At 63.6% G+C, this 23,492-nt stretch carries 20 protein-coding genes; 6 read left to right on the top strand and 14 right to left on the bottom strand.

Annotated features, from left to right (window positions below):
* Nucleotides 1-44: 44 nt before the first annotated feature.
* From M2396_RS15110 to M2396_RS15070, 9 genes are all read right to left on the bottom strand, one after another.
* Nucleotides 45-3,095 carry a multidrug efflux RND transporter permease subunit gene (locus tag M2396_RS15110; protein ID WP_259075779.1) on the bottom strand — a complete coding sequence of 1,017 codons (3,051 nt, stop codon included), beginning with the start codon at nucleotides 3,093-3,095 and terminating at the stop codon, nucleotides 45-47.
* A gap of 13 nt (nucleotides 3,096-3,108) precedes the next feature.
* On the bottom strand, nucleotides 3,109-4,254 hold the full coding sequence (locus tag M2396_RS15105) for an efflux RND transporter periplasmic adaptor subunit (protein ID WP_150572078.1): 1,146 nt from the start codon (nucleotides 4,252-4,254) through the stop codon (nucleotides 3,109-3,111).
* A gap of 417 nt (nucleotides 4,255-4,671) precedes the next feature.
* The gene (locus tag M2396_RS15100) at nucleotides 4,672-5,769 is read right to left on the bottom strand and encodes a DUF1513 domain-containing protein (RefSeq protein WP_101316769.1); all 1,098 of its coding nucleotides are present in this window, start codon (nucleotides 5,767-5,769) and stop codon (nucleotides 4,672-4,674) included.
* A 1-nt stretch (nucleotide 5,770) separates the two neighbouring features.
* Nucleotides 5,771-6,835 carry an imelysin family protein gene (locus tag M2396_RS15095; RefSeq protein WP_150570806.1) on the bottom strand — a complete coding sequence of 355 codons (1,065 nt, stop codon included), beginning with the start codon at nucleotides 6,833-6,835 and terminating at the stop codon, nucleotides 5,771-5,773.
* A gap of 17 nt (nucleotides 6,836-6,852) precedes the next feature.
* Nucleotides 6,853-8,280 (bottom strand): di-heme oxidoredictase family protein, encoded by a 1,428-nt coding sequence (locus tag M2396_RS15090; protein WP_259075775.1) that lies wholly within the window; start codon nucleotides 8,278-8,280, stop codon nucleotides 6,853-6,855.
* A gap of 153 nt (nucleotides 8,281-8,433) precedes the next feature.
* On the bottom strand, nucleotides 8,434-9,771 hold the full coding sequence (locus tag M2396_RS15085) for an imelysin family protein (RefSeq protein WP_103436147.1): 1,338 nt from the start codon (nucleotides 9,769-9,771) through the stop codon (nucleotides 8,434-8,436).
* 148 nt (nucleotides 9,772-9,919) lie between these two features.
* Nucleotides 9,920-11,971 (bottom strand): bifunctional diguanylate cyclase/phosphodiesterase, encoded by a 2,052-nt coding sequence (locus M2396_RS15080; RefSeq protein ID WP_101316777.1) that lies wholly within the window; start codon nucleotides 11,969-11,971, stop codon nucleotides 9,920-9,922.
* 249 nt (nucleotides 11,972-12,220) lie between these two features.
* Complete coding sequence (locus M2396_RS15075; RefSeq protein ID WP_101316779.1) at nucleotides 12,221-12,817, bottom strand: superoxide dismutase; 597 nt, start codon at nucleotides 12,815-12,817, stop codon at nucleotides 12,221-12,223.
* 181 nt (nucleotides 12,818-12,998) lie between these two features.
* Nucleotides 12,999-13,598 carry a LysE/ArgO family amino acid transporter gene (locus M2396_RS15070; protein WP_101316781.1) on the bottom strand — a complete coding sequence of 200 codons (600 nt, stop codon included), beginning with the start codon at nucleotides 13,596-13,598 and terminating at the stop codon, nucleotides 12,999-13,001.
* A 126-nt stretch (nucleotides 13,599-13,724) separates the two neighbouring features.
* Here M2396_RS15070 and M2396_RS15065 point away from each other — a divergent pair, with 126 nt between their 5' ends.
* The 3 genes from M2396_RS15065 (at nucleotide 13,725) to M2396_RS15055 (ending at nucleotide 16,574) form a co-directional block, all read left to right on the top strand.
* Nucleotides 13,725-14,615: a LysR family transcriptional regulator ArgP gene (locus tag M2396_RS15065; protein ID WP_101316783.1), complete on the top strand. Its 891-nt coding sequence runs from the start codon at nucleotides 13,725-13,727 to the stop codon at nucleotides 14,613-14,615.
* Nucleotides 14,616-14,664: 49 nt separating this feature from the next.
* On the top strand, nucleotides 14,665-15,660 hold the full coding sequence (locus M2396_RS15060) for an NAD(P)-dependent oxidoreductase (RefSeq protein ID WP_101316785.1): 996 nt from the start codon (nucleotides 14,665-14,667) through the stop codon (nucleotides 15,658-15,660).
* A gap of 86 nt (nucleotides 15,661-15,746) precedes the next feature.
* Nucleotides 15,747-16,574 (top strand): ATPase, encoded by an 828-nt coding sequence (locus M2396_RS15055; protein WP_181089309.1) that lies wholly within the window; start codon nucleotides 15,747-15,749, stop codon nucleotides 16,572-16,574.
* Nucleotides 16,575-16,618: 44 nt separating this feature from the next.
* On the opposite strand, the gene M2396_RS15050 is transcribed toward M2396_RS15055, so the two are convergent.
* From M2396_RS15050 to M2396_RS15040, 3 genes are read right to left on the bottom strand one after another with little or no spacing between them, the layout of a single operon-like run.
* Nucleotides 16,619-17,668, bottom strand: coding sequence for an alkene reductase (locus M2396_RS15050; RefSeq protein ID WP_259075770.1), 1,050 nt, complete (start codon nucleotides 17,666-17,668; stop codon nucleotides 16,619-16,621).
* Between the two features lie 20 nt (nucleotides 17,669-17,688).
* On the bottom strand, nucleotides 17,689-18,858 hold the full coding sequence (locus M2396_RS15045) for an MFS transporter (RefSeq protein ID WP_259075768.1): 1,170 nt from the start codon (nucleotides 18,856-18,858) through the stop codon (nucleotides 17,689-17,691).
* 13 nt (nucleotides 18,859-18,871) lie between these two features.
* The gene (locus M2396_RS15040; protein ID WP_259075766.1) at nucleotides 18,872-19,174 is read right to left on the bottom strand and encodes a helix-turn-helix transcriptional regulator; all 303 of its coding nucleotides are present in this window, start codon (nucleotides 19,172-19,174) and stop codon (nucleotides 18,872-18,874) included.
* A 222-nt stretch (nucleotides 19,175-19,396) separates the two neighbouring features.
* Here M2396_RS15040 and M2396_RS15035 point away from each other — a divergent pair, with 222 nt between their 5' ends.
* Nucleotides 19,397-19,975, top strand: coding sequence for an ACP phosphodiesterase (locus M2396_RS15035; RefSeq protein ID WP_150570812.1), 579 nt, complete (start codon nucleotides 19,397-19,399; stop codon nucleotides 19,973-19,975).
* On the opposite strand, the gene M2396_RS15030 is transcribed toward M2396_RS15035, so the two are convergent.
* On the bottom strand, nucleotides 19,976-20,764 hold the full coding sequence (locus M2396_RS15030; protein ID WP_259075846.1) for a 1-acyl-sn-glycerol-3-phosphate acyltransferase: 789 nt from the start codon (nucleotides 20,762-20,764) through the stop codon (nucleotides 19,976-19,978).
* On the bottom strand, nucleotides 20,764-21,519 hold the full coding sequence (olsB, locus tag M2396_RS15025) for an L-ornithine N(alpha)-acyltransferase (protein ID WP_101316799.1): 756 nt from the start codon (nucleotides 21,517-21,519) through the stop codon (nucleotides 20,764-20,766). The genes M2396_RS15030 and olsB overlap by 1 nt, the downstream gene beginning before the upstream one ends.
* A gap of 211 nt (nucleotides 21,520-21,730) precedes the next feature.
* Here olsB and M2396_RS15020 point away from each other — a divergent pair, with 211 nt between their 5' ends.
* A complete protein-coding gene (locus M2396_RS15020) occupies nucleotides 21,731-22,312 on the top strand; it encodes a YceI family protein (protein WP_101316802.1) in 582 nt (193 codons plus the stop codon).
* Between the two features lies 1 nt (nucleotide 22,313).
* Complete coding sequence (locus M2396_RS15015; RefSeq protein ID WP_150570814.1) at nucleotides 22,314-23,471, top strand: phosphatidylserine/phosphatidylglycerophosphate/cardiolipin synthase family protein; 1,158 nt, start codon at nucleotides 22,314-22,316, stop codon at nucleotides 23,469-23,471.
* Nucleotides 23,472-23,492: the final 21 nt, after the last annotated feature.

Raw genomic sequence — 23,492 nt, 5'->3', positions numbered from 1 at the left:
GCTGCCGACTGGGTCGAGTGACGACCCAGCAGGCAGCGTGTACTTCACCCGCGCGTTACCTCCGCCTCCCGTGCCACGGTCTTGTGCGCTAGCAGCGTGTAGATGCACGGCAGCACAAACAGCGTGAACAAGGTCCCGATCGACATCCCGGTGGCAATCACCATACCGATGTCAAAGCGGCTGACCGCCCCAGCGCCTGTCGCCAGAATCAACGGCACCATGCCGAACACCATCGCCGCGGTCGTCATCAGCACTGGCCGCAAGCGGATCGCCGCCGCCTCTTCGATGGCTTCGCGCACATCCAGCCCCTTGTCCTTGCGCAGCTGATTGGCGAATTCGACGATCAGAATGCCGTGCTTGGTAATCAGCCCGATCAACGTCACCAGGCCGACCTGGGTGTAGATGTTCATGCTCGACAGGCCCAGGAACAACGGCAGCAAGGCCCCGCAGATCGACAACGGCACCGTCACCAGAATCACCAGCGGGTCACGGAAGCTCTCGAACTGCGCCGCCAGCACCAGGAAGATGATCGCCAGCGCCAGGCCGAAAGTTACCCACAGCGCGCTGCCTTCCTGGACGAACTGCCGCGATACCCCGGCGTAGTCGAACGAGAAGCCTTCTGGCGCTTCTTCACTGGCGATCTGCCGCACCGTCGCCAGCGCTTCGTCCATGCTCACCAGTGGCACGCCCTGAATGATCGCCGAGTTCAGTTGCTGGAACTGGTTGAGCTGGCGCGGTCGAGCACGGTCGCTCAGGGTGATCAGGGTCGACAACGGCAGCAGTTGGCCCTGGTTGTTCTTCACGTAGTAGCTGTTGAGCCAGTCGGGATTGTCGCGATAGGCGCGTTCCACCTGGGCGATGACCTTGTAGCTGCGCCCTTCGAGGGTGAAGCGGTTGATCTCGCCTTCGCCGAGCAGGGTGGCCAGGGTACCGCCGAGCACGTCCATCGACACGCCCATCTGCGCCGCCTTGGCCCGGTCGATGTCGACCACCACCTCGGGCTTGTCGAACGCCAGGTCGATGTCGAGGAAGGCGAACTTGCCGGACGCCTGCGCGCGCTCCTTGACTCGCTGGGCGACCTCGAGCAGCGCCGGGTAATCACCGGCGGTATTGATTACGAACTGGAACGGCAAACCTTCTCCAGTGCCGGGCAGCGCCGGCAGGTTGAAGCCGAAGATCTGCAGGCCGGCGATTTCGGCAAGCTTGGCCTGGACCAGCGGCAGCAGCTCCATCTGGCTGCGCTCGCGCTCGTTCCATGGCTTGAGCAGGAAGCCACCGATGCCGCTCTGCACGCCATTGAAGCCGTTGATCTGGAACGACGAGTAATACTCCGGGAAGCCTTTGAAGATCCCGGTGTACTGATTGGTATAAGTGTTCAGGTAATCAAGGTTGGTCGGCTGCGGCGCACTGCTGATCATGAAGATCACGCCCTGATCCTCGTCGGGCGCCAGCTCGTTCTGGGTGAACTTGAGCAGCACCGGTATCAGGCACAGGATGATCACGGCAAACACCACCACCACCGGCCTGCTGTCGAGGGTGCCGTGCAGCAGCCGTTGATAACGCAGCTTGAGCCCGTCGAAGATCCGGTCGAGGCGATGCGCCAGGCCACTGGCGTTCTGCTCGCGGCGCAGCAGCAACGCGCACATCATCGGCGACAGAGTCAGGGCGACGATGCCGGAGATCACCACTGCACCCGCCAGGGTCAGGGCAAACTCCTGGAACAGCGCACCGGTCAGGCCTTCGAGAAAACCAATTGGTGCGTACACCGCGGCCAGGGTGATGGTCATCGACACTACCGGTATCGCAATTTCGCGGGCGCCTTGCAGCGCCGCATCGAACGGCGTCTTGCCTTCCTCGATATGGCGATGGATGTTTTCCACCACCACGATCGCATCGTCCACCACCAGGCCGATCGCCAGCACCATCGCCAACAAGGTCAGCAGGTTCAGCGAGTAGCCCATGGTCTGCATGAAGAACAGCACGCCGATCATCGACAGCGGGATGGTGACGACCGGGATCAGCACCGAGCGCAGCGCGCCGAGGAACAGGAACACCACGACGATGACGATCAGCACCGCTTCGCCGAGGGTCTTGATCACTTCGTCGATGGAGGCCTGGATAAACAGCGTCGCGTCGTAGGCAATCGACACCTTGAGCCCGGCCGGTAGTTGACCTTCCAGCTCCGGCATGACCCGCCGCACTTCCTTGATGACCTCGAGCGGGTTGGCCGACGGCGTGGCCTTGATGCCGATGTACACCGAGGGCGTGCCGTCGAACGAGCTGACCGTGTCGTAGTTCTCTGCGCCCATCTCGACCCGGGCGACATCGCCGAGCAGCACCCTGGTGTCGCCGGCCGTCTTCAGCGGCAATGCAGCAAACGCCTCCGGTGATTTCAATTCGGTGGTGGCGTTGATGCTGGTGACCACGTACTCGCCCTTGACCTCGCCTGCGGCCGAGAGGAAGTTGTAGCGGCGCACGGCATCGGTGACGTCATTGGCGGTCAGGCCGAAGCCGGCCAATTTGACCGCGTCGATCCAGATGCGCATGGCAAACACCTGGTTGCCGAGGATCTCGGCCTCGGCCATGCCCGGTAGGGTCGCCAGCTTGGGCTGGATCACCCGTGACAGGTAGTCGGTGATCTGCGGGTTGCTCATCTGCTCGCTGTAGAAGCTGATGTACATCAGCGCCGAGGCGTCTGCTGCCTCCTTGCTCAATACCGGCGCTTCGGACTGCTGCGGCAGCTTGTTGCGCACTTCGTTGGCCTTGGCCAGCAGCTCGGTGAACAAACGGTCGCTGTTGGCGCCAACCCGTGCGTAGATCGAGATGATGGAGAAGTTCTGCCGGCTCACCGAGGTCATGTAGTCGATGCCTTCGGCACTGGCCAGGCTCTGCTGCAGCGGCTGGGTGATATAGCCCTGGATGGTCTCGGCGTTGGCCCCGGGGTAGGCGGTGGTCACCGTGATCAGGGCGTTTTCCATTTGTGGGTACTGGCGGATCTGTAGTTTGCTCCAGGCCTGAAAGCCGAGCAGAAGGATCAGCAGGCTGACCACACTGGCCAGCACCGGGCGGCGGATGAACGGGTCTGTGAACGCCATGTCAGCCTCCTGCTCAGTTGCCGCGCGGAGCGCTGGCTGGGGTGGTCGACGCTTGCTCGGTGATCTGGATGGCGGCGCCCGGGGTCAGTTTCAGTTGCCCGGCACTGACCACCCGTTCTCCCGCCTTGAGCCCCTCACTGACCACCACCACACCGTCACGGCGCTCGCCGGTGCGGATGGTGCGTTGCTCAGCGATCAGCTGCGGCTTGTCGTCGGCGGCGTTTTCCGGCTGGCCGTCTGCGTTCTGTTTCGGGCTGACCACGTATACCGAGTTGCCGTACAGGGTGTAAGTGATGGCGCTCTCCGGCACTACCACCTGTGGCTGAGGATCGGGCAGCAGCACCAGCAGGCTGGCAAACATCCCCGGCAGCAACTTGCCATCGGGGTTGGCCAGGCTGGCGCGGACCAGCAGGTTGCGGGTGTTCTCGTCGACCTTGGGGTTGATCGCGCTGAGCGTGGCATTGAAGGTCTGGCCAGGGAACGCCGCCACCTGCAGCAGCACTTTTTGGCCGAGGGCCAGTTGCGGCAGGCTCTGCTCGGGCATGTTGAAGTCGACGTACAGGCTGGACAGGTCCTGCAGGGTAGCGATCACCGTACCGCTGGCAAGAAAATCGCCGATGTCGACCTGACGGATACCAATGGTGCCGCTGAACGGCGCCTTGATGCTCTTCTTCTCCAGCGAGGCCTTGAGCTGATCGACCACCGCCTGGTTACGCCGGTACTGCGCAGTCAACCGGTCGAACTCGCCGCGAGAGATAGCCTGGTCACCAACCAGCTGACTACCACGGCCGTAGTCCACCTTGGCCAGGCCTAGGTCAGCCTGGGCGGTGCCGAGCAGGGCGGCTTCCTGATCGCTGTCCAGTTGCAGCAACAACTGGCCTTGCTTGACCTGCTGGCCAGACTCGAAGTGCAGCGACTTCACCGTACCGGCCTGCTCCAGGCTCAGCTCGACGCCCTGCAACGCCTTGAGGCTGCCGACCGCCGGCAGGCGCTGCTGCCATGGGCGCTGCTCAGCCGTTGCGGCGGCAACGCTGACCGGCGGTTTCGGTGCGGTAAACATCTGGATCTGCTGATAGATCGAAAAGGCCTTGTAGCCCCCCAGAATCAACACGATCAACAGCACGATGGCCAACATGATCAGCATGCGCCGGCGCAGCATAGGTCCACTTCCCTGGAGGTAGTCATTGTTATGGCTGAGGCACGACCACGGGCGTTCCTGCCCACGTGCGAATGCACTGAGTATCGCTGGTTTTCAGTGAGTAGTGTTTCGAATGGGCCGTTCGTTGATCTAAATCTGCCCAGCAATCGTTGAGCGAGACAAATAAATCGCGGCATCCCGCGAACATCGAACGCACGCTGTCTTTGTAGGAGCGGCCTTGTGTCGCGAAAGGCGCGCGTAGCGGGCCCGGGATTTGCGTAGCGCCAAAGAATGCTGGGGACGCTGCGCAGCCCATTCGCGACACAAGGCCGCTCCTACAGTGGACCGCGCATGTCGATGGAACGCGGGTGCCGGGGCGCCGGAACGATCGCGATAGGCCAGCGCAGCTGGCCCCGGCTATCCGACGGCTCTATCTGATCAAACCAGATGCAGATGGTTATCCCACAAGCCAGACGGCAGCTCCAGCGGCTGGCCCACAAGCTGCTGTTTGCGGCAGTCGTAGAAGCGGCAACGGCCTTGGCCGGAGGTGACCACAAAACCGTCCTTCACCGCACCCACGCCGGCGCAGTCGGGCATCGGTGCGTCGAGCTTGATCGCTGCCGTGTCCAGGTCCCAGATGAACAGCCGGTTGGCCCGCGGCGCAGTCAGGGCGACCAGCCGCAACTCGCTGTGGATGGCCACACTGGCAGTGTACTGAGCCATCGACTGCAATTGCCGCTCCGGCACCGGGAATGCCTGGAACGGTTCGCCCGGGCGCTTGATCGCCAGCAGCTCGGCGGTCTCATCCGATGCGCCCATGAACTGCTGGCAAGCGACCAGGGTGCCGTCGCTGCCGATGGCCAGGTGGCGCACGCTGTTCATCTGCTGGCCGAGGGTTTCCTTGGACAGCAGGGTGCCATCGCGCTGCATCATGACCAGGCTTGGTTGCATGGCGTTGAGGTTCATCTCCACCCGGCTTTCGGCTTCGGTGCGGATGCCGCCGTTGGCCACTACCAGGGTTTCGCCGTCGGGCATCCACGCCAGCTCGTGCGGGCCGATGCCGTGGGTCGAGATCTCGCCGCTGTGCACCAGGCGTTCACCGTCGAAGCGATACACCCCGAGTACGCCACGGCCCGGATCGGTGGTGTCGTTCTCGGTGGCGTACAGCCACTCGCCGTCCTTGTGCATCACCGCATGGCCATAGAAATGCCGGTTGGGCTGCGCCGTCAGGGTTTGCAGCAAACGCCCATCACGCAGGTCGACCAGATAGCTTTCGGTGCCGGGGCGACGCGCCACGAACAGCGCAATCGGCTGTTGCGGGTGATGAATGATGGCGTGGCAACGCTGGCCCACTTCGGTGGCGAACACCTGGCTGCCGTCGAGGCGATAGCCGACGGCGTAGTGCTTGCCGTCGGCATCGTCGCGGGCCGACAGCAGCAGTGGCTCGCTGCCTTTGTTGCGCAGCAGGCTCCAGCCGCCCAGGGTCAGGGCGCTAAGGGCGATACTGGCAAGTTTCAGGGCCTGGCGTCGCAGCATGTCAGTCACCGTCGTTGGCATTGAAGCCCAGCTGAATGTTCAACGCTTTGGCCAGCTCGCCTTCGTGCAGGCGGTGAACCACGTTGAGGCTGTCGTAGATATCGTTCAAGGTCTGCTTGCCGGCGTCGTCCGCGAGCAGCTCGCCAAGGGGCTTGTCGTTGGCGGCCAGCAGCTTCAGCGCGTTGGCATAGGCGGCGTCGATCTTGTCGGCGAGGGCGCTCTGGTCCTTGCTGAGCAGGCCGCGCAAGCCGCGGTTGTCGACCCCGACCCAGACCGCCTGGGCGGCTTTCAGGCTGGCTTCCAGGCTCTTCATCGAAGAGTGGCTGCGCCAGGCTTCGGCCTGCAGCGGCTGGGCGATGCCCTTGCTCTGGCGGCCCATCGGTGCGCCGAGCTTTTTCTTCAGGGTGTCCAGTGCGGTGACCTGGGCGCGGAGCAGATCGGCGATCGCCTCGTGCGAGTCAGCATAGCGCTGGTTGGGGAACTTGGTCATCTGCGAAAGCATGCCGTCGGTGCTGTTCCAGCCCTTGAGGATCTCTTCGGCGAGGGCCTTCTGGTGTTCGCTGATGGCCACCAGCAGCGGGCAGTAGCGGGCCTTCTGCTCAGGGGTGGCGATGTCCGGCTTGCTGTCGAAGAGGATGTACTCGTAGGCCGACAGACCGCGCACGACGACGCTGGACTTGCCCAGGGTCTCGTTGTCGATCGGCTTGTCGCCGTTGACCAGTTGCTCGACCTGACGGCCGACCAGGTTTTTCTTGTCGGGCCAGAACTGAACCTGCCACGGGCGGTTGCCTTCGGCCAGCGGGCCGACCAGCAGAGGCTGCAGCTCGGCCCAGGCTTTTTGCGCGTTGAGGAAGTCGGCGCGAGCGGCGTCCAGGGTGGTTTTGCCTTCACAGTAGGACAGGGCGCTGGCGGCCAGCTGGCGGTCAGCTTCGACCCAGCGGCTGTAGGTCGGCAAGATCACCTGCTTGGCGATTGCCGCCGAGGTGACGGCCTGCGGGTCTTGCGGCGAGCAAGCACCGAGGGCGATTGCGGCGAGGCTGGTGAACAACAGTTTGGGTCGGAACATGCCCGGCTCCTTGCGCGTTAAAGTGAATTCAGAAAAGCCAGCAACGCGGCGCGTTGCTCGGCATTGAAGGTCAAGACCTGGTCGCGCGCCGCCTGCGCTTCGCCGCCATGCCAGAGCACGGCTTCGAGCAGGTTGCGGGCGCGCCCATCGTGCAGTAACTGAGTGTGGCCGCTGACCGTTTCGGTCAGGCCCAGGCCCCACAGCGGCGCTGTGCGCCAGTCCTGGCCACCGGCGGCGAACTCGCTGCGCTGGTCGGCCAGGCCGGGGCCCATGTCATGCAACAGCAGGTCGCTGTAGGGGCGAATCAGCTGGTTGGCCAGCTCCGGCTCGACGCCTGCGCTGGCCGTGGTGAACTGCGGCGTGTGGCAGCCCTGGCAGCCGGCCTGGAAAAACAGGTTCTTGCCGGCCAGCACCTGTGGTGCGTCGACGTTGCGGCGGGCCGGCACGGCCAGGTTGCGGGTATAGAAGGTGACCAGGCGCAGGATATTGTCGCTGACCTCTTTCTCGCCGTCGGCGCCGTCACCGTTGGGCGCGGCCAGGCAATCGGTCTGGGCCGGGGTGCAGTCGTCATGGGGCTTGAGCGTGCTGGTCAGGCCCATGTCGCCGGCAAAGGCATGCACGTTCTGCTGGTTGACGTTGGGCTGCCCGGCTTTCCAGCCGAAGCGGCCGAGCACGGTCTTACCCTGGGCGTCATCCCAGACCTGATTGGCGCGCCCGCGGATGCCGTCGCCGTCGCGATCGTCCGGGTCGGCGTTGGCCAGAATCGCCGCTTCGGGGATTGCCTCGAGCAAACCCAGGCCGATCATCGGCGGCGCGATCCGCGCCGAGAAACGCGTGGCGGGGTGCAGCGGGCCGTAGCCGAGCTGGGTGATCTGCAATTGCGGGCGGCGCAATTCCACCGTGTGGCCGTCGGCGAAGCGTACGGTCTCGCTGCTGTAGCTGACGCGGACCTTGCCCTCGGGCTTGATGCCGGGGATGGCCATGTCCTGCAACTGCGTGCCGTAGACCGGCTCTGGGACCACGCCCAGGCGTTCGATTTCCTTGGCGTAGGCGGGCTGGTCGGGGATCGACAGCCTTACCAGCATCGACACTGCGTTGCTGTCGTCGAGTTCCGGCGGGTGCCCGCGGCCGTCGCGGACGTGGCAGTTCTGGCAGGCGTTGGTGTTGAACAACGGGCCGAGCCCGTCACGCGCGGTGGTGGTCGCCGGAGCGATTACCCACGGGTTGCGGAAAAAGCTGTTGCCCACGGCAAAGTCCAGCCGCCGTTCGGGGCTGAGGTTGGCAGAGGGTAGGGAGAAGGCCTGGCGATCGCTGCGCAGGACGGTTGCCTTGCCACCGGACAGGGCCTCGCCTGGTTCGGCCTGAGTGAAACGCGGGGCGTCGTCACAGGCGACCAGAACAGCGGCCAGCAGCAGGGGGCTTAGGCGGAGCAAGGACATCAACAATCCTGGGCTTGGGCAGAAAACCGGCGTGCAAGCTTAGCAGGACGGGATTGTTTGAATAAGAGCAATTTGCAATTACTGGATGAAATCGTTGTCAGGTTGCTGCTGCAATTGGGGCCGCAAAGCGGCCCCAATAGAGTAGGTTTACAGCCCGAATCAGAACTCGTGATCAGCAGTATCCGGATTCAGGTTGGCAATCCCCAACTTGCCCGCGGCCTGCTCGATCGCACCGGTCTGCTTGACCAGCGAAGCAATCGCATCACGCACGATCTGGTTGCCGGCAGCATTGTCGGCGGCGATCAGCTGATCGTAGTGCTCACCCTTGAGGGCATGATCGACGATCACCTGGATCTTGGCCTCGGTGGCCTCCAGGTCAGCTTTCAAGGTGGCGTCGGTAGCCGGGTCAACCTTGGCCACCAGCGACGACAGGCTCGGGCCGGTCAGCTTGCTGCCGTCGGCGCGGGTGTACTCGCCCAGGTAGACGTTACGGATACCCTTGGCATCATAGAAGTGCGAGTAGTGGGTGTTGTCGCTGAAGCAGTCGTGCTCGTCTTCCGGCGAGTTGGCTTCCAGCGAAACCTTCATGCGCTCGCCCGCCAGTTCACCCAGCGACAGGCTGCCCATGCCGAACAGCATCTTGCGCACGCCGTCGTTGACCGGCTCCGCTTCCAGCGTGGCGCGGTAGTTGTCGGCAACGTTTGGTGCCCAGTTGCCGACCATCTCTTCGAGGTCTTTGACCAGCAGGTCGGTGACCGCCTTGAGATAGGCACGGCGACGGTCGTTGTGGCCACCGGTGGCGCCAGCGCCTTCCAGGTAGTCAGACGCCGGACGGTTGCCCGCACCTGGGCCGGTGCCGTTCAGGTCCTGGCCCCAGAGCAGGAATTCGATTGCGTGGTAACCGGTCGCGACGTTGGCCTCGGAACCGCCCAGCTCATTCAGGCTGGCGAGTTTCTCCGGGGTCAGGTCCTTGACGTCGATCTTGTCTTCGCCAACCTGGATTTCGGTGTTGGCAATGATGTTGGCGCTGGCGGCAGGGTTGCCCAGCGCATGCTCGTAGCTCTTGTCGACGTAGTCGATCAGGCCTTCGTCCAGTGGCCAGGCGTTAACCTGACCTTCCCAGTCATCGATGATGGTGTTGCCGAAGCGGAACACTTCGCTCTGCAGGTACGGCACGCGGGCAGCGACCCAGGCATCCTTGGCGGCTTGCAGGGTTTCGTCGTTCGGCGTGGCGAGGAACGCGTCGATCGCGCTTTGCAGGGTCTTGGCGGTGCTCAGCGAGTCGCTGTAGACGGCCGAGACGAGCTCTGCATAGTGCTTGACCACGGCCTTGCCAGCCGCCTCGTCGATCGCCCCGGCGGTCGCGGCGGTGGTGCTGGCGGCAGCAGGTGCCTGGGCTTGCGGAGCGGCGGCCTTGTCATTTTTGCCTTCGCCGCAACCGGCGAGGGCGATAGCGATGGCCAGCAGACTGGCGGAGGCCAGAGGCATACGAATCATTGTTGGTTTCCTGCGTGGTGGGTTTGGACGTGTGCCGTGGCACGCGAAACCGTGACATCATGCGAAAGATTTGCATTTGCTGTAAAGGGGTGGGCAGTGAATTCATGAAAATGCCCGCGGGTGGGGCATTTTCCTGTTCTGGCGGGGTTTACAGCACTGAGACCTGATTGCGCTGGGCCTGCTTGAGGTAGGCAGTCAGCTCGCGCGCCGACAGCGGCTTGCTGTAGTGATAGCCCTGCCCCTCATGGCAGCCCTGGGCAATGATGTAGGTCTCCTGCTCGGCGGTTTCCACGCCTTCGGCGATGACCTGCATGCCAAGGCTCTTGCCGAGCTGGATGATGGCGCGAACGATGGTGGCGTCATCGTCGTCATCGAGCAGGTCCTGGACAAAACTCTTGTCGATCTTGATCTTGTCCAGCGGCAGCGATTTCAGGTAGCTGAGCGAAGAATAACCAGTGCCGAAGTCGTCAATCGCAATCAGCGCACCTGAGCGACGCAGGCTCAGCAGGTGCTGGGCGGCGGTGCTGATGTCTTCCATCAGGCCGGTTTCGGTGACTTCCAGCTCAAGGCTGCGTGGCGGCAGGCGATAGGCCTGCAGCAGGTTGTTGACCACCCGCGGCAGCTCGTTGTGGTGCAGTTGCACGGTCGACAGGTTGACCGCCATGCGCAGCTCGCCAAAGCCCTGATCATGCCATTCGCGCAGTTGCCGGCAGGCCTGGTCGAGGACCCATTCGCCGATCGGGATGATGTGGCCATTCTGCTCGGCCAGCGGGATGAATTGGTCGGGCGGGACCATGCCCAGCTGCGGATGCTGCCAGCGCAGCAGGGCCTCGACGCCGACTACGCTGTGGTCGCGGTAGCTGATCTGCGGCTGATAAACCAGGTACAGCTGGTTGCGCGGCAGGGCTTCGCGCAGGTCCTTTTCCAGTTCGCGGCGTCGGCGCATTTCGCTGTCGACGCTGGCGATGTAGAACTGGTAGCGATTGCGCGAGCGCGCCTTGGCCAGAGTCATGGTCTGCTCGGCCTTTTGCAGGAGCTTTTCGGTGCTGTCGCCGTCCTCCGGGAACAGGGTGATGCCGATGGTCGCGCGCAGGCGGATTTCCTGCTGCTCGAGGGCAAACGGCGCCTCCAGGTCGTCGAGGATGCTCTGGGCCAGTTCGGCCGCCTCGTAAGGCTGCTCGATGTCGGCCTGGACTAGCGCAAACTGGTCGCCGCCCAGCCGGGCCAGGGCGCCGAGGCGGCCACTGTGCGCGCGCAGACGGTCGGCGAGGGCCAGCAGCAACTGGTCACCGACCTGATAACCGAATTGTTCGTTGATGCCTTTGAAGTCATCCAGACCTACGCACAGCACCGCCACTCGGCGCTGCAGGCGGCCGCCATCGACGAGGATCTTGTCCAGTTGCTGCTGCAATTGCTGGCGGTTGGGCAAGCCGGTCAGAAAGTCATACTGAGCCATACGTTGCAGGCTGTTCTCGGCTTCATGGCGCAGGTGGGTATTGCGCTCGATCGAGGCCAGCAGCTGGTTGGCGGTGTTGACCCACAAACCCAGTTCATTCTTTTCGTGGCCTTTGACCAGCGGAATCTGATGCTGGCTGGGCCGATCAGGGTTGATCTGGGTAAGGTGCTCGATGATCTTCGACAGCGGCTTGGTCAGCAGCCAGTGGTAGACCAGGTACAGCACCAGGCCCATGGCCAGCGCTCGTAGTACGCCGGAGATGAAGATGATCACGGCGTTGATCAGGAATTCTTTGCCATAGGCGGCAGTGTCGAGGGTGATGCTGAGGTCGCCGTAATACTCGCTGTAGGGGCCGCGGCCGACCAGTTGCGTGGTGTAGGTGCGTTCCTGACCGAGCAACAGATCGGTCAGCCAGCGCATCGACATGTCGCGCAGCGGTCGCGATTTCTCTGCGAGCATGGTTTCGTTGGGGTGGCCGATCGAGGCCATGCGCACCGAGTCATCCTGGAACAGGCCTTCCATGACCTGCATGCCCATTTCCCGGTCGAGGCTGTAAACCGCCTGCGTCGACGGGTCACGGAACATGTCGAGGATGCGCTGGGCATCGCTGTTCACCGCCTGACGCGTCTTGTAGGTGTCGTAGACGATCTGCGCACAGCTAAGGACGACGCCAACCGCTAGCGCCGACAGCAGCACTACCCTGAGCAACTTGACCGATAAGCTGTTCCGCAATTGCAGCTTCAATGGGGATTCCTTAATCCATGCGCATGCCATTATTTTGCCAGTAGTTGTGGCAAGACACTATCGACCCTTTGTTGCATTGCTACTGTATCGGTTGCGCAGGCTTGCTACTTTAGTGCTATGCGCCAACTTTCCCAGAGATTTGATGTTAGCGCGCTATGCGGGCGGATCAAGCTGGATTTGCAGCGGTGCGAGCGGGCATAAAAAAACCCGGCGAGTGCCGGGTTTTTTTTGTGCCAAAAGCGAAGCCGATCAGGCCTTGAAGGTCTGGCCTTCGAACTGCTCGGCAACGAACTTCCAGTTGACCAGGTTCCAGAACGCCTCGACATACTTAGGACGGACGTTGCGGTAGTCGATGTAGTAAGCGTGCTCCCAGACGTCGCAGGTCAGCAGCGGAGTGTCGCCGTTGGTCAGCGGGTTGCCGGCGCCGATGGTGCTGGCCAGTGCCAGGGAACCGTCAGCTTTCTTCACCAGCCAGCCCCAACCGGAACCGAAGGTGCCGACCGAAGTCTTGGTGAACTCTTCCTTGAACTTGTCGAACGAACCGAAGGCGGCGTTGATGGCCTCGGCCAGTGCGCCAGTCGGTTGGCCGCCGGCGTTTGGTGCCAGGCAGTTCCAGTAGAAGGTGTGGTTCCAGACCTGAGCGGCGTTGTTGAAGATGCCACCCGAAGAGGTCTTGACGATCTCTTCCAGGGTCTTGCCTTCGAATTCGGTGCCTGGGACCAGGTTGTTCAGGTTCACGACATAGGTGTTGTGGTGCTTGTCGTGGTGATACTCCAGGGTTTCCTTGGAGATGTGCGGCTGCAGGGCATCATGGGCGTACGGCAGCGGCGGCAATTCAAAAGCCATGGTGGATCTCCTGATTCAGGTCTAATTCGCGGTTTGCGCAAGGCCGATCACGGGCGGCCCGAGGTACGTCGGCGAGTTTGTACTCTTTGCGACGCAAGCCTTGGATCATATCACCAGCCCCCGCGCATAACCACGCAACAACTATAGGGACAAATAGTTGCAGCGCCGGCGCCAGTGGCATTCAGCCCAGAATCAGCTGCGCGGCCACCGCGAACATCATCACTGCCACCATCAGGTCGAGCAGGCGCCAGGTCGCCGGCCGTGCCAGCCACGGTGCCAGCCAGGCTGCGCCGAGGGCGAGGGTGAAGAACCACACCAGTGAGGCGCTGGCCGCACCCGCTACGTAAGCGCTGGGCACGGTTTGCTGGGCGCCCAGGGAGCCGATCAGCAGCACCGTATCCAGGTACACATGGGGGTTGAGCAGGGTCACTGCCAAGGCGCTGAGCAGCACCGCCCGGCGCGAGCGGGAGCCCTGGCCTTGCTCCTGCTCCAGGCTTTGTTTGGAGCAGGCCCGTTGCAAGGCCTTGGCCCCGTACCAGATCAAGAACGCCGCGCCGCCCCAACGCGCAGCAGCCAGCAACGTCGGGTTCTGCGCCAGCACCGTGGCCAGTCCGAACACTCCGGCGGCAACCAGCAGGGCGTCGCAGACCACGCAGAGGATGGCCACCGGCAGATGGTGTTCACGGCGCAGGCTCTGCGCCAGGACAAACGCGTTTTGCGTGCCGATGGCCATGATCAGGCCAAAGGCAACCAGCATGCCGTTCATATAACTTTGCCACATAGCGCAGACACTCCACTGCCACCAACCGATTGGCTGGCGCTGATTGCTTGATCGAATGCTGGTCATTGTGCCGATCTGCGTTGTATAAGAAAAACCAATAAAGCTGATCAGGCATTAGAGAAATCGATGTTCGACTACAAGCTCCTGGCGGCCCTGGCGGCGGTCATCGAACAAGGCGGTTTCGAGCGCGCAGCACAAGTGCTTGGCCTGTCGCAATCGGCCGTGTCGCAGCGGATCAAGCTGCTCGAAGCGCGGGTCGGCCAGCCGGTGCTGGTGCGCGCCATGCCGCCGAGCCCGACCGAAGTCGGCCGGCAACTGCTCAACCATGTGCAGCAGGTGCGCCTGCTCGAGCGTGACCTGCAGCGCCAGGTGCCGGCGCTGGACGAAGGCGGTATGCCCGAACGTCTGCGCATTGCGCTCAATGCCGATAGCCTGGCGACTTGGTGGGCCGGTGCGGTGGGTGCGTTTTGCGCCGAACAGCCGGTGTTGCTGGACCTGGTAGTCGAGGATCAGGACGTCGGCCTCAAGCGCATGCGCGCCGGTGAGGTTGCGGCTTGCCTGTGTGGCAGCGAGCGCCCGGTGGCCGGCGCGCGCAGCCAGCCACTGGGCGCCATGCGCTATCGCGCCTTGGCAAGCCCGGCATTCATGGCCCGGCATTTCCCGCAGGGCTTCGACGCCAGCCGGCTGGCGCGGACCCCGGCGATCGTGTTCGGCCCGGATGACTTCCTCCAGCACCGTTATCTCGCATCGCTAGGCATTGCCGATGGTTTTTTGCATCACCTGTGCCCGTCCTCGGAGGGCTTTCTGCGCATGACCGAAGCCGGCCTGGGCTGGGGCCTGGTGCCGGAGCGGCAGGTGACTGCGCAGCTGCAGTGTGGCGAACTGGTGGAAATCTGCGCCGATACTCCCATCGATGTGCCGCTGTACTGGCATCATTGGCGCAATGGCGGGCAACTGCTCGCCCAATTGACCGAGCACCTGCGCCAAATGGCGCCAGGTTGGCTAGTGCCGTTGTAGCCGGCCGCGACGTCAACTGCATCTGAAATCTGGCAAGGCGGAGTGTTACATGCGAATTCTGGTCACCGGCGCGAGCGGCTTTATCGGCGGGCGCTTTGCGCGTTTTGCCCTGGAGCAGGGTCTTGAGGTCCGGGTCAACGGGCGGCGTGCCGAAGGCGTGGAGCATTTGGTCAAGCGCGGCGCGCAGTTCATCCCGGGTGACCTCGGTGATGCCGAGCTGGCCCGGCGTCTGTGCCAGGGCGTCGATGCCGTGGTGCATTGCGCGGGCATGACCGGCGCCTGGGGGCGCTACCAGGATTTCCATCAGGGCAATGTGGTGGTCACCGAAAACGTCGTTGAAGGCTGCCTCAAGGAACATGTGCGCCGGCTGGTACACCTGTCGTCGCCGTCGATCTACTTCAATGGCCGCTCCCGCCTGAATGTGCAGGAACAGCAGCTGCCCCGGCGCATGCATGACCATTACGCCACGACCAAATTTCTCGCCGAGCAGAAGGTCTTCGGCGCGCAGGAGTTCGGCCTCGAAGTGCTCGCCCTGCGCCCACGGCTGGTCACCGGGGCCGGCGATGCGAACATCTTCCCGCGCTTGCTGCAGATGCAGCGCAAGCGCCGCCTGGCGATCATCGGCAACGGCCTGAACATGGCCGACTTCACCAGTGTGCACAACCTCAACGAAGCGTTGCTCAGCGCACTCTTTGCAGATGATGAGGCGCTCGGCCAGGCCTATAACATCAGTAACGGCCAGCCGCTGCCGCTGTGGGATGTGGTCAATTACGTCATGCGTCAGATGCAGTTGCCGCAGGTCACCCGCTACCGCTCCTACGGCCTGGGTTACAGCCTGGCAGCACTCAACGAAGCGGCGTGCATGCTCTGGCCTGGCCGCCCGCAGCCAACCTTGTCACGCCTGGGTATGCAGGTCATGAGCAAGGACTTCACCCTCGACATCAGTCGGGCCCGGCAGCATCTGGATTACCGACCTCAGGTCAGCCTGTGGAGCGCGCTCGACGAGTTCTGCGGCTGGTGGAAGAACGTCCCGCACAACCGCTGAAGCGCGCGCCTTGATGATGGTCATCAACGTAACGCGCTGGCGGTTTATACTGTGTCTCTTTGCTATGACTGTGGTTGAAAGCCCCCATGCGTAACGATCTTCGCGACGACTTCGACGACGTGCCAACATTGCGTGCCGGCACCCGAGATGACGATGAACTGCTCCCCGAGCACGTGGCGCGCAGCCGCCAGAAAGCCGCACGGCCGACCAACACCGCGCCGCTCTGGGCTTTGCTGGTGGCCTCGTTCATCGCCCTGGCCGGGCTCGGCTGGTGGAGCTTCCAGCAGATTTCGCTGATGGAGCAGCAACTGGTTGCGACCCAGGAGAGCTTTGCCCGCATCAGCGAGGAAGCCGCCGGCCGGCTGCAAGCGATCAGCGGCAAGGTCGAAGCCAGCGATGCCAGCGTCAACACCGGCAGCGAAGCCTTGAAACTGCAGATTCGCCAGTTGCAGGCCAGCCTGGCCGAGCAGGGCAAGCAGCAGCAGGGCGTGGCCGGTCAGGCCGGCGACCTCGGCAAGCGTCTGGAACAGGTGCTGGCCGATACCCGCGAGCAGCAAAAAGCTGTAACTGAATTGCAGACCCAATTGCAGGCGCAGTTGAAGGCGGTGAATGCCGAGTTGGCGGCGCTGAAGGCGGGCCAGCTGGATGGCGGCAAGCTCGACAACGAGCTCAAGAGCCTGAACAGCGAGATTGCCGCGCTGAAGAAGCAGGGCAACCCGAGCGCGGCGATCAGCAGTCTGGAGCAGGACGTGCTGGTGCTGAAGAGCCAGATCGACAATCGCCCCGCAGCAGCGGCCAGCAGCGGCGCCTCGGTGCAGGAATTCGACGCTTTCAGGGGGCAGACCACGCGCAGCCTGAACACCCTGCAGAACCAGGTGCAGAACCTGCAACAGCAGATCAACGCCCGGCCATAGCCGTAATGCTATGGGGGCCGCGCAAGGCGGCCCCATTCATCTGTTTACAGCCGTGGATAGTCGATGTAGCCCACCGCGCCACCGCCATAGAACCCCTCCGGCCGCGCCTCGTTCAACGGCGCATCGGCGGCCAAACGTGCTGGCAGGTCCGGGTTGGCAATGAACGGCACGCCAAACGCCACGGCATCGGCCAGGCCGCTGCCAAGGGCAGCGTTGGCGCTGGCCTTGTCGAAGCGTTCGTTGACGATGTACGGCCCGCCGAATGCTTGCTTGATCTGCGCGCCGAGGCTGTCGTCGGCGAGTTTTTCCCGCGAGCAGATAAACGCGATACCGCGTTTGCCCAGTTCGCGGGCGACGTAGGTGAAGGTCTCGGCGCGGTCAGCATCGCCCATGTCATGGGCATCGGCGCGTGGCGCCAGGTGCATGCCGACGCGCTGGGCGCCCCACACTTCGATCACCGCATCGGTCACCTCCAGCAGCAGCCGGGCACGATTCTCCAGTGAACCGCCGTAGTTGTCGTTGCGCTGGTTGGTGCTGCTTTGCAGAAACTGATCCAGCAGGTAGCCGTTGGCGCCATGAATCTCGACGCCATCAAAGCCCGCCGCCTTGGCGTTCTCGGCACCGATCCGATAGGCCTCGACAATGTCGGCGATCTCTTCGCTTTCCAGTGCCCGCGGGGTTGGGTAGTCGGCCAGCGGACGCACCAGGCTGACATGGCCCTTGGGCTGGATCGCGCTGGGCGCAACCGGCAGTTCACCGTTGAGGTAGCTGGGGTGGGAGATGCGCCCGACGTGCCACAGCTGCAGGAAGATCCGCCCGCCGGCAGCATGCACTGCCTTGGTCAGGCTGTGCCAGCCGCGCACCTGGTCGTTGGACCAGATGCCGGGGGTGTCCGGGTAGCCAACGCCCATTGGCGTCACCGAAGTCGCCTCACTGAGAATCAGCCCGGCGCTGGCGCGCTGCACGTAGTACTCGGTCATCAGCGCATTGGGCACGCGGCCTTCGTCGGCGCGGCAGCGGGTCAGCGGCGCCATGATGATGCGGTTGGGCAACTGCAGGTCACCCAGCAGCAGTGGATCGAATAGCGTAGTCATCGGTTCAGCCTCGCAAAGGTTCAGTTGCCAGCGGTGGCCAGCTCGGCATCGTTGCCGCGCTGGTTGAAAGTGATGAGGGTGACGATCAGGGCCAACAGCGCCAGGGCTGCGGCGGCCAGTGGTACGCGGGTCAGGCCCAGACCATGGGCGATCACGCTACCGCCGACCCAGGCGCCGAGGGCGTTGCCCAGGTTGAAGGCGCCGATGTTCAAGGTCGACACCAGGTTCGGTGCAGCCTTGCCGTAGGTGACCACGTTGACCTGTAGTGCCGGCACGGCGGCAAAGGCAGCTGTGGCCCACAGGAACAGGGTGATTTCAGCGGGGATCACGGCGCTGCTGGTCCAGCTGAACAACGTCGAGATCACCGCCATGGCCACAAACACGCCAATCAGAGTTGCGCCCAGACGGCGGTCGGCGAGCTTGCCGCCGATGATGTTGCCCAGGGTGAGGCCAAGGCCGATCAGCAGCAAGGTCCAGGTCACGCCGCTGGGCGAAACCCCGGTGACATCACCCAACAGCGGCGCGACGTAAGTGAACAGGGCGAACATCGAGGCCGAGAACAGCACGGTCATGCTCAGCGACAACCAGATACCGGCCCCTTTCAGCGCGGCCAGTTCAGCGCGCATGTCGACCGCCTCTTCGTCACCTTGCAGCGGCAGGTAGCGGATCAGGCCGATCAGCGCGATCACACCGATCACGGTCACTGCCCAGAAGGTCGAACGCCAGCCGGTGACCTGGCCCAGCGCAGTCCCCAGCGGCACGCCGAGCACGTTGGCCAGGGTCAGGCCGGTGAACATCAAGGCTACGGCGGAGGCACGACGATTGGCCGGTACCAGGCTGGCGGCGACCACGGAACCGATGCCGAAGAAGGCCCCATGGCACAGCGCGGTGACTACACGGGCGAACATCAACAGGTTGTAGTCAGCGGCGACGGCGCACAACAGGTTGCCGACGATGAACACGCCCATCAGCGTGACCAGCGCGGCCTTGCGTGGCAGGCGCGCGGTGGCCAGGGCCATGAACGGTGCGCCGATGGCGACGCCCAGGGCATAGCCGGTAACCAGCCAGCCAGCACCAGGGATGGACACGCCGAGGTCGCTCGCCACTTCGGGCAGCAGGCCCATGATGACGAATTCGGTGGTGCCGATGGCGAAGGCGCTCAGCGCCAGCATCAAGAGTGGAAGGGGCATCGCTGAATCCTCGTCAGAGCGTTTCGCTCAGTTGCTTTAGAAACGCCTGGATCGCGTCCTCGTTGCGTTTGAAAAAGTGCCACTGGCCGATTTTCTGGCTGCTGATCAGGCCTGCGCGTTGCAGGGTGGCCAGGTGGGCCGACACGGTGGATTGCGAGAGGTCGCAGCGTTGGTCGATCTGGCCGGCGCAGACACCGTGCTCGATGCTGTGCTGTTGATCGGGGAACTGGGTGGCCGGGTCCTTGAGCCAGCCGAGGATTTCGCGGCGGACTGGGTGGGACAGGGCTTTGATGGTTTCGTCGAGGTCCAGGGGCATGGGGGAGGCTCTTGGGGTAGGGCGCTATATCGCGATAGGACGAAATATAAATCGGTATTTCGCGATATACAAATATGATGTTGGTCTTAGCTCGGGTCGAATCGCTATATCGGGTTATAACGATATTGGTGGTCAGTAAAACACCACAAAAACCAGATAAGCCCGCAGCCAGCTATCCATCATCCCAAGCCGACCCACCCGCAGAAACCCTATACTGCCCCCATGAACTACCTAGCCCACCTCCACCTAGGCGGCCAACAGCCGCAACAACTACTCGGCAGCCTATACGGCGATTTCGTCAAAGGCACCCTGCACGGCCGTTTCCCGCCCACCCTGGAAGCTGCCATCCAGCTCCACCGCTGGATCGACAGCTACACCGACAGCCACCCCATAGTGCTAGCCGCACTGGCCCGTTTCCCGCAGGAGCGGCGGCGCTACGCCGGAATCGTGCTCGACGTATTTTTCGACCATTGCCTGGCGCACCACTGGCACGACTACGCCGCCCAGCCGCTGACCGAGTTTACCCAGCGCTTTTACCAGGTCCTGCTCGCCGAGCCCGAGCTGCCAGGCCGGCTCGCGCATATCGCTCCGATGATGGCCGCGGACGACTGGCTGTCCGCGTACGGCGATTTCGCTACGCTGGAGTACGTATTCCGAGGCATAGGCCGGCGCCTGTCGCGCCCCGAAGGCTTGGCGGGAGTAATGCCCGAACTGGAGGCGCTGTACCAGCCGTTGCTGGAAGACTTCAGAGCGTTTTATCCACAGCTGCAGGCGTTCGCCAGCGCCCGCTGGCCCCGCTGATCAAGCCGCTCGCGCTTGCCGGCGTGGGGCCAACTCGGCTTGCTCGTGGCCGAACAGGGCGCCATGAATGGCTTGTTGTGCCTGAAACGCCAGCTGCGCGCGCTCCTTGCCGACGCTGCTGATCGGCGCCAGCAACTGAATGCGTACCTGCCCACGCGGTTGGGCAAACAAGCGCAGCAGGTGTGAAACCAGGTCGTCATCGCCAACGAAAGGTGCAATTGGATCAACCTCACCACTGCGCCAGTACTGAATCGCCACCGGTTGCAGTGGGGTAGCGCCATCGATGGCGCCGGCCAGCAGGCGGCCGTGGAAGGTGCGCAGGCTGCGGCCATCGGTAGTGGTGCCTTCCGGGAAGATCAACAGCGGCAGGGCGTCGCCCAATTGCTGGCTGATCTGCTCGCGCAGGCCTTGGGCGTCACCGCCACCGCGGCGGATGAACAGCGTCCCGGCCTGCTCGGCAAGCCAGCCGGCCAGCGGCCAGTGACGGACTTCGGCCTTGGACAGAAACGATAGCGGGGTGAGCATGCCGAGCAGCGGAATGTCGGTCCATGACACATGATTGCCGACCCACAGCATCGGCCGCTGCGGCAGCTCGCCGAGCACCTCGACCTGAAATGGCAGCGCGCCGACCAGGCGCTGCATGTACCAGCGGCTCCAGCGCTGGCGCAGAGCCAGCGACACCGGCACACGCAGACGCTGGCCAAGCGCGGTAACGCTGGCCATGGTCACGCCGATCAGCAGCACCCACAGCAAACGTGCCAGGCGGGCGGCGACCCGCAGCCTCAGCATCACACCGCTGCCTTGAAGTGGCGGGCGTAGCGCGGGCAGAGGTCGTCGCGTTTGAGCAGGATGAACACGTCGGCGACCTGGAAGTCCTCGTCCCAGCACGGTTCGCCGCAGATCTTCGCGCCCAGGCGCATGTAGGCCTTGAGCAGCGGGGGCATTTCGGCAATCACGTTGTTCGGCAGGGCCAGAGTCGGCAGCGGTTTTTTCGGCTCGGCGCGCAGGTTTTCGGTGCACAGGTAGCGTTCACGCAGGCGCTGCATGATCGCGTGGGCCTGCACGCCGCCATCCTGCATGGGGATGCTCGCGCAGCCCATCAGGTAGCTGTAGCTGCCTTCGTTGAGCACCTCGGCCAGCTCGCCCCAGAGCACGGCGATGGTGCCGCCGTTGCGATAGGCCGGGTCGACGCAGGTGCGGCCCAGTTCAAGGATCGGCCCCTGCAATTGCAGCAGGCCGTGCAGGCTGAACTCTTCTTCGCTGTAGAAACGCCCGAGGCTGCTCGCGGCTTGGTGGTCGAGCAAGCGGGTGGTGGCAACCAGGCGGCCAGTGCTCAGGTCACGCACGCCGATATGGCGGCAGTGGATATCGAAATCGTCCATGTCCAGGCCCTGTTCGGCGCCCTTGAGCTTGGCCATGAGTTCACCGCTGAACACCTTGAAACGCAGGGCCTGAGCTTCTTGCAGGGCCGCAGCGCCTAGCAGGCGCTCGGCTTGCAGACGGCGTTCAGTGCTGGTGTCGCCTGAGCGAGCGATCTGGGTCATTGCGAGTCTCCATTGGCCAACCATGTGCGGGGCTGCCGGTCGGCTTTGTTGTGCAGGGTCAGCCTAGGTAGGGGGGGTGTCACCTCGGTGAATCTTTGGTGATGCTTGCGTGACAGCCACCGCTGGCCGTACCTGAGGGGCCGCGAGACTGCTGCTTGCTGCACCGAAGGCGGGCGGGTAATGTTCACGGCTTTGTTTCACGGAATTTCCCATGCCCATGCTTGCCCGTCTGCTTCCCGCCCTGTTCCTGGCGTTGTGCCTGCCCGCTCATGCCAATTGGCACCTGGACGGTGAGTCTTCGCGCTTGTCGTTCGTCACCGGCAAAAACGGCGAGATCACCGAAGTGCATCGCTTTCTGGTGCTGCACGGCAGCGTCGATCGCAAGGGCGCAGCCGGCCTGCGGATCGAGATGGATTCGGTCAGCAGTGGTATCCCGCTGCGTGACGAGCGCATGCGCGATGGCCTGTTCGAGGTCGACCAGTTCCCCGAAGCCAAGGTCAAGGCGCAGATCGACCTGCGCCCGATCGACAACCTCGCCAACGGCGCGCAGATCGAATTGCGCCTGCCGCTGACCGTCACCCTGCACGGCCACTCGCACAGCTACAACGCATTGCTGATGGCCACGCGCCTGGACGAGCGGCGCTTTCAGGTGGTTACCCTTGAACCGTTGATCCTGCGCGCCGCTGACTATGGCTTGCTGCCTGGGCTCGAGAGCCTGCGCAAGTTCGCCAAGCTGAAGTCCATCAACCCCTCGGTACCGGTCAATGCGGTGCTGATCTTCAACGCCCGCTGATATGCCAGGGCCGGTCTTTCCTTGGCGCGACGGTAATCATTTCGAGCTGCTGATCGACGGCCCCGATTTCTTCCCGCGGATGTTGCACCTGATTGCCGAGGCCGAGCGCCAGGTCGATCTGGAGCTGTATCTGGTCGAGGCCGGCACGTGCGCCGAGGCAGTGGTCACTGTGCTGGAGCAGGCCGCCCGGCGCGGTGTGCAGGTGCGCTGCCTGTTTGATGACTACGGCTCGCTGGCCTTCACCACGGCGCTGCGCCAGCGCTTGCTTGGCGCCGGTGTGCAGTTGAGCTGGTACAACCGCCTGCACTGGCGCCGCGGCGTGCGCAATCTGTACCGCGATCACCGCAAGATTCTCCTGGTCGACAGCCGCTGGGCGGTAGTCGGCGGCACGGGCGTCACCGATGAGTTCTGGCAGCCGCAGGCCGAGCGCAGCGAATGGCATGAAGTGATGGTGCAGATCCAGGGACCGGTGGTCAGCGACTGGCAGCTGTTGTTCGATCGCCAATGGCATGCCAATGACCGTCGCACCGCCTGGCGACCGCCAGCTGGGTTCGGTCTGCCACGCCTGCCCAAAGTGCCGGTGCAAGGGCAGGGCATGGGCCGGGTGGCTTACGCCGATGCCCGGCAACACCGCGACATCCTGCATTCGCTGGTGCGTGCCCTGAACAGCGGGCAGCAGCGCATCTGGCTGGCGACGCCGTATTTTTTGCCGACCTGGAGTGTGCGCCGTTCTCTGCGTCGGGCTGCTTCGCGCGGCATCGACGTGCGCCTGCTGCTGACCGGGCCGCGCACCGACCACCCCTCGGTGCGCTACGCCGGGCACCGCTATTACCCACGCTTGCTGCGCGCTGGCGTGCGCATCTTTGAATACCAGCCGTGCTTCCTGCACCTGAAGATGGTCGTGGTCGATGACTGGGTCAGCGTCGGTTCGTGCAACTTCGACCACTGGAACCTGCGCTTCAACCTGGAGGCCAACATCGAAGCGCTCGACCCCAGCCTGACCGCAGCAGTCAGCGCCAGTTTCGAGCGCGACTTTGCCCTCAGCGAAGAGGTCGATCTGGCCCACTGGAACGCGCGGCCGTTGTGGCGGCGAGTCAAGCAACGGATCTGGGGCTGGATGGACCGGCTGGTGGCCAACCTGCTGGATCGGCGCAATTGAGATGAACGGCGCATATCGGTA

The sequence above is a fragment of the Pseudomonas sp. BIGb0278 genome (genome assembly GCF_024809895.1).
In the GTDB taxonomy this organism is placed as follows: Bacteria; Pseudomonadota; Gammaproteobacteria; order Pseudomonadales; family Pseudomonadaceae; genus Aquipseudomonas; species Aquipseudomonas shirazensis.
Note: the sequence above shows the minus strand (reverse complement) of the source record. Positions and strands in the feature narration are given on the sequence as shown.

Bases quoted from the DNA above. Each gene is read 5' to 3' on its own strand.
- M2396_RS15070 (WP_101316781.1), bottom strand. From the start codon at position 13,598: ATGTGGCAAAGTTATATGAACGGCATGCTGGTTGCCTTTGGCCTGATC.
- M2396_RS15110 (WP_259075779.1), bottom strand. From the start codon at position 3,095: ATGGCGTTCACAGACCCGTTCATCCGCCGCCCGGTGCTGGCCAGTGTG.
- M2396_RS15095 (WP_150570806.1), bottom strand. From the start codon at position 6,835: ATGTTCCGACCCAAACTGTTGTTCACCAGCCTCGCCGCAATCGCCCTC.
- M2396_RS15040 (WP_259075766.1), bottom strand. From the start codon at position 19,174: ATGCCCCTGGACCTCGACGAAACCATCAAAGCCCTGTCCCACCCAGTC.
- M2396_RS15020 (WP_101316802.1), top strand. From the start codon at position 21,731: ATGCCCATGCTTGCCCGTCTGCTTCCCGCCCTGTTCCTGGCGTTGTGC.
- M2396_RS15030 (WP_259075846.1), bottom strand. From the start codon at position 20,764: ATGCTGAGGCTGCGGGTCGCCGCCCGCCTGGCACGTTTGCTGTGGGTG.
- M2396_RS15050 (WP_259075770.1), bottom strand. From the start codon at position 17,668: ATGACTACGCTATTCGATCCACTGCTGCTGGGTGACCTGCAGTTGCCC.
- M2396_RS15060 (WP_101316785.1), top strand. From the start codon at position 14,665: ATGCGAATTCTGGTCACCGGCGCGAGCGGCTTTATCGGCGGGCGCTTT.
- M2396_RS15065 (WP_101316783.1), top strand. From the start codon at position 13,725: ATGTTCGACTACAAGCTCCTGGCGGCCCTGGCGGCGGTCATCGAACAA.
- M2396_RS15085 (WP_103436147.1), bottom strand. From the start codon at position 9,771: ATGATTCGTATGCCTCTGGCCTCCGCCAGTCTGCTGGCCATCGCTATC.
- olsB (WP_101316799.1), bottom strand. From the start codon at position 21,519: ATGACCCAGATCGCTCGCTCAGGCGACACCAGCACTGAACGCCGTCTG.
- M2396_RS15035 (WP_150570812.1), top strand. From the start codon at position 19,397: ATGAACTACCTAGCCCACCTCCACCTAGGCGGCCAACAGCCGCAACAA.
- M2396_RS15015 (WP_150570814.1), top strand. From the start codon at position 22,314: ATGCCAGGGCCGGTCTTTCCTTGGCGCGACGGTAATCATTTCGAGCTG.
- M2396_RS15105 (WP_150572078.1), bottom strand. From the start codon at position 4,254: ATGCTGCGCCGGCGCATGCTGATCATGTTGGCCATCGTGCTGTTGATC.
- M2396_RS15045 (WP_259075768.1), bottom strand. From the start codon at position 18,858: ATGCCCCTTCCACTCTTGATGCTGGCGCTGAGCGCCTTCGCCATCGGC.
- M2396_RS15100 (WP_101316769.1), bottom strand. From the start codon at position 5,769: ATGCTGCGACGCCAGGCCCTGAAACTTGCCAGTATCGCCCTTAGCGCC.
- M2396_RS15075 (WP_101316779.1), bottom strand. From the start codon at position 12,817: ATGGCTTTTGAATTGCCGCCGCTGCCGTACGCCCATGATGCCCTGCAG.
- M2396_RS15055 (WP_181089309.1), top strand. From the start codon at position 15,747: ATGCGTAACGATCTTCGCGACGACTTCGACGACGTGCCAACATTGCGT.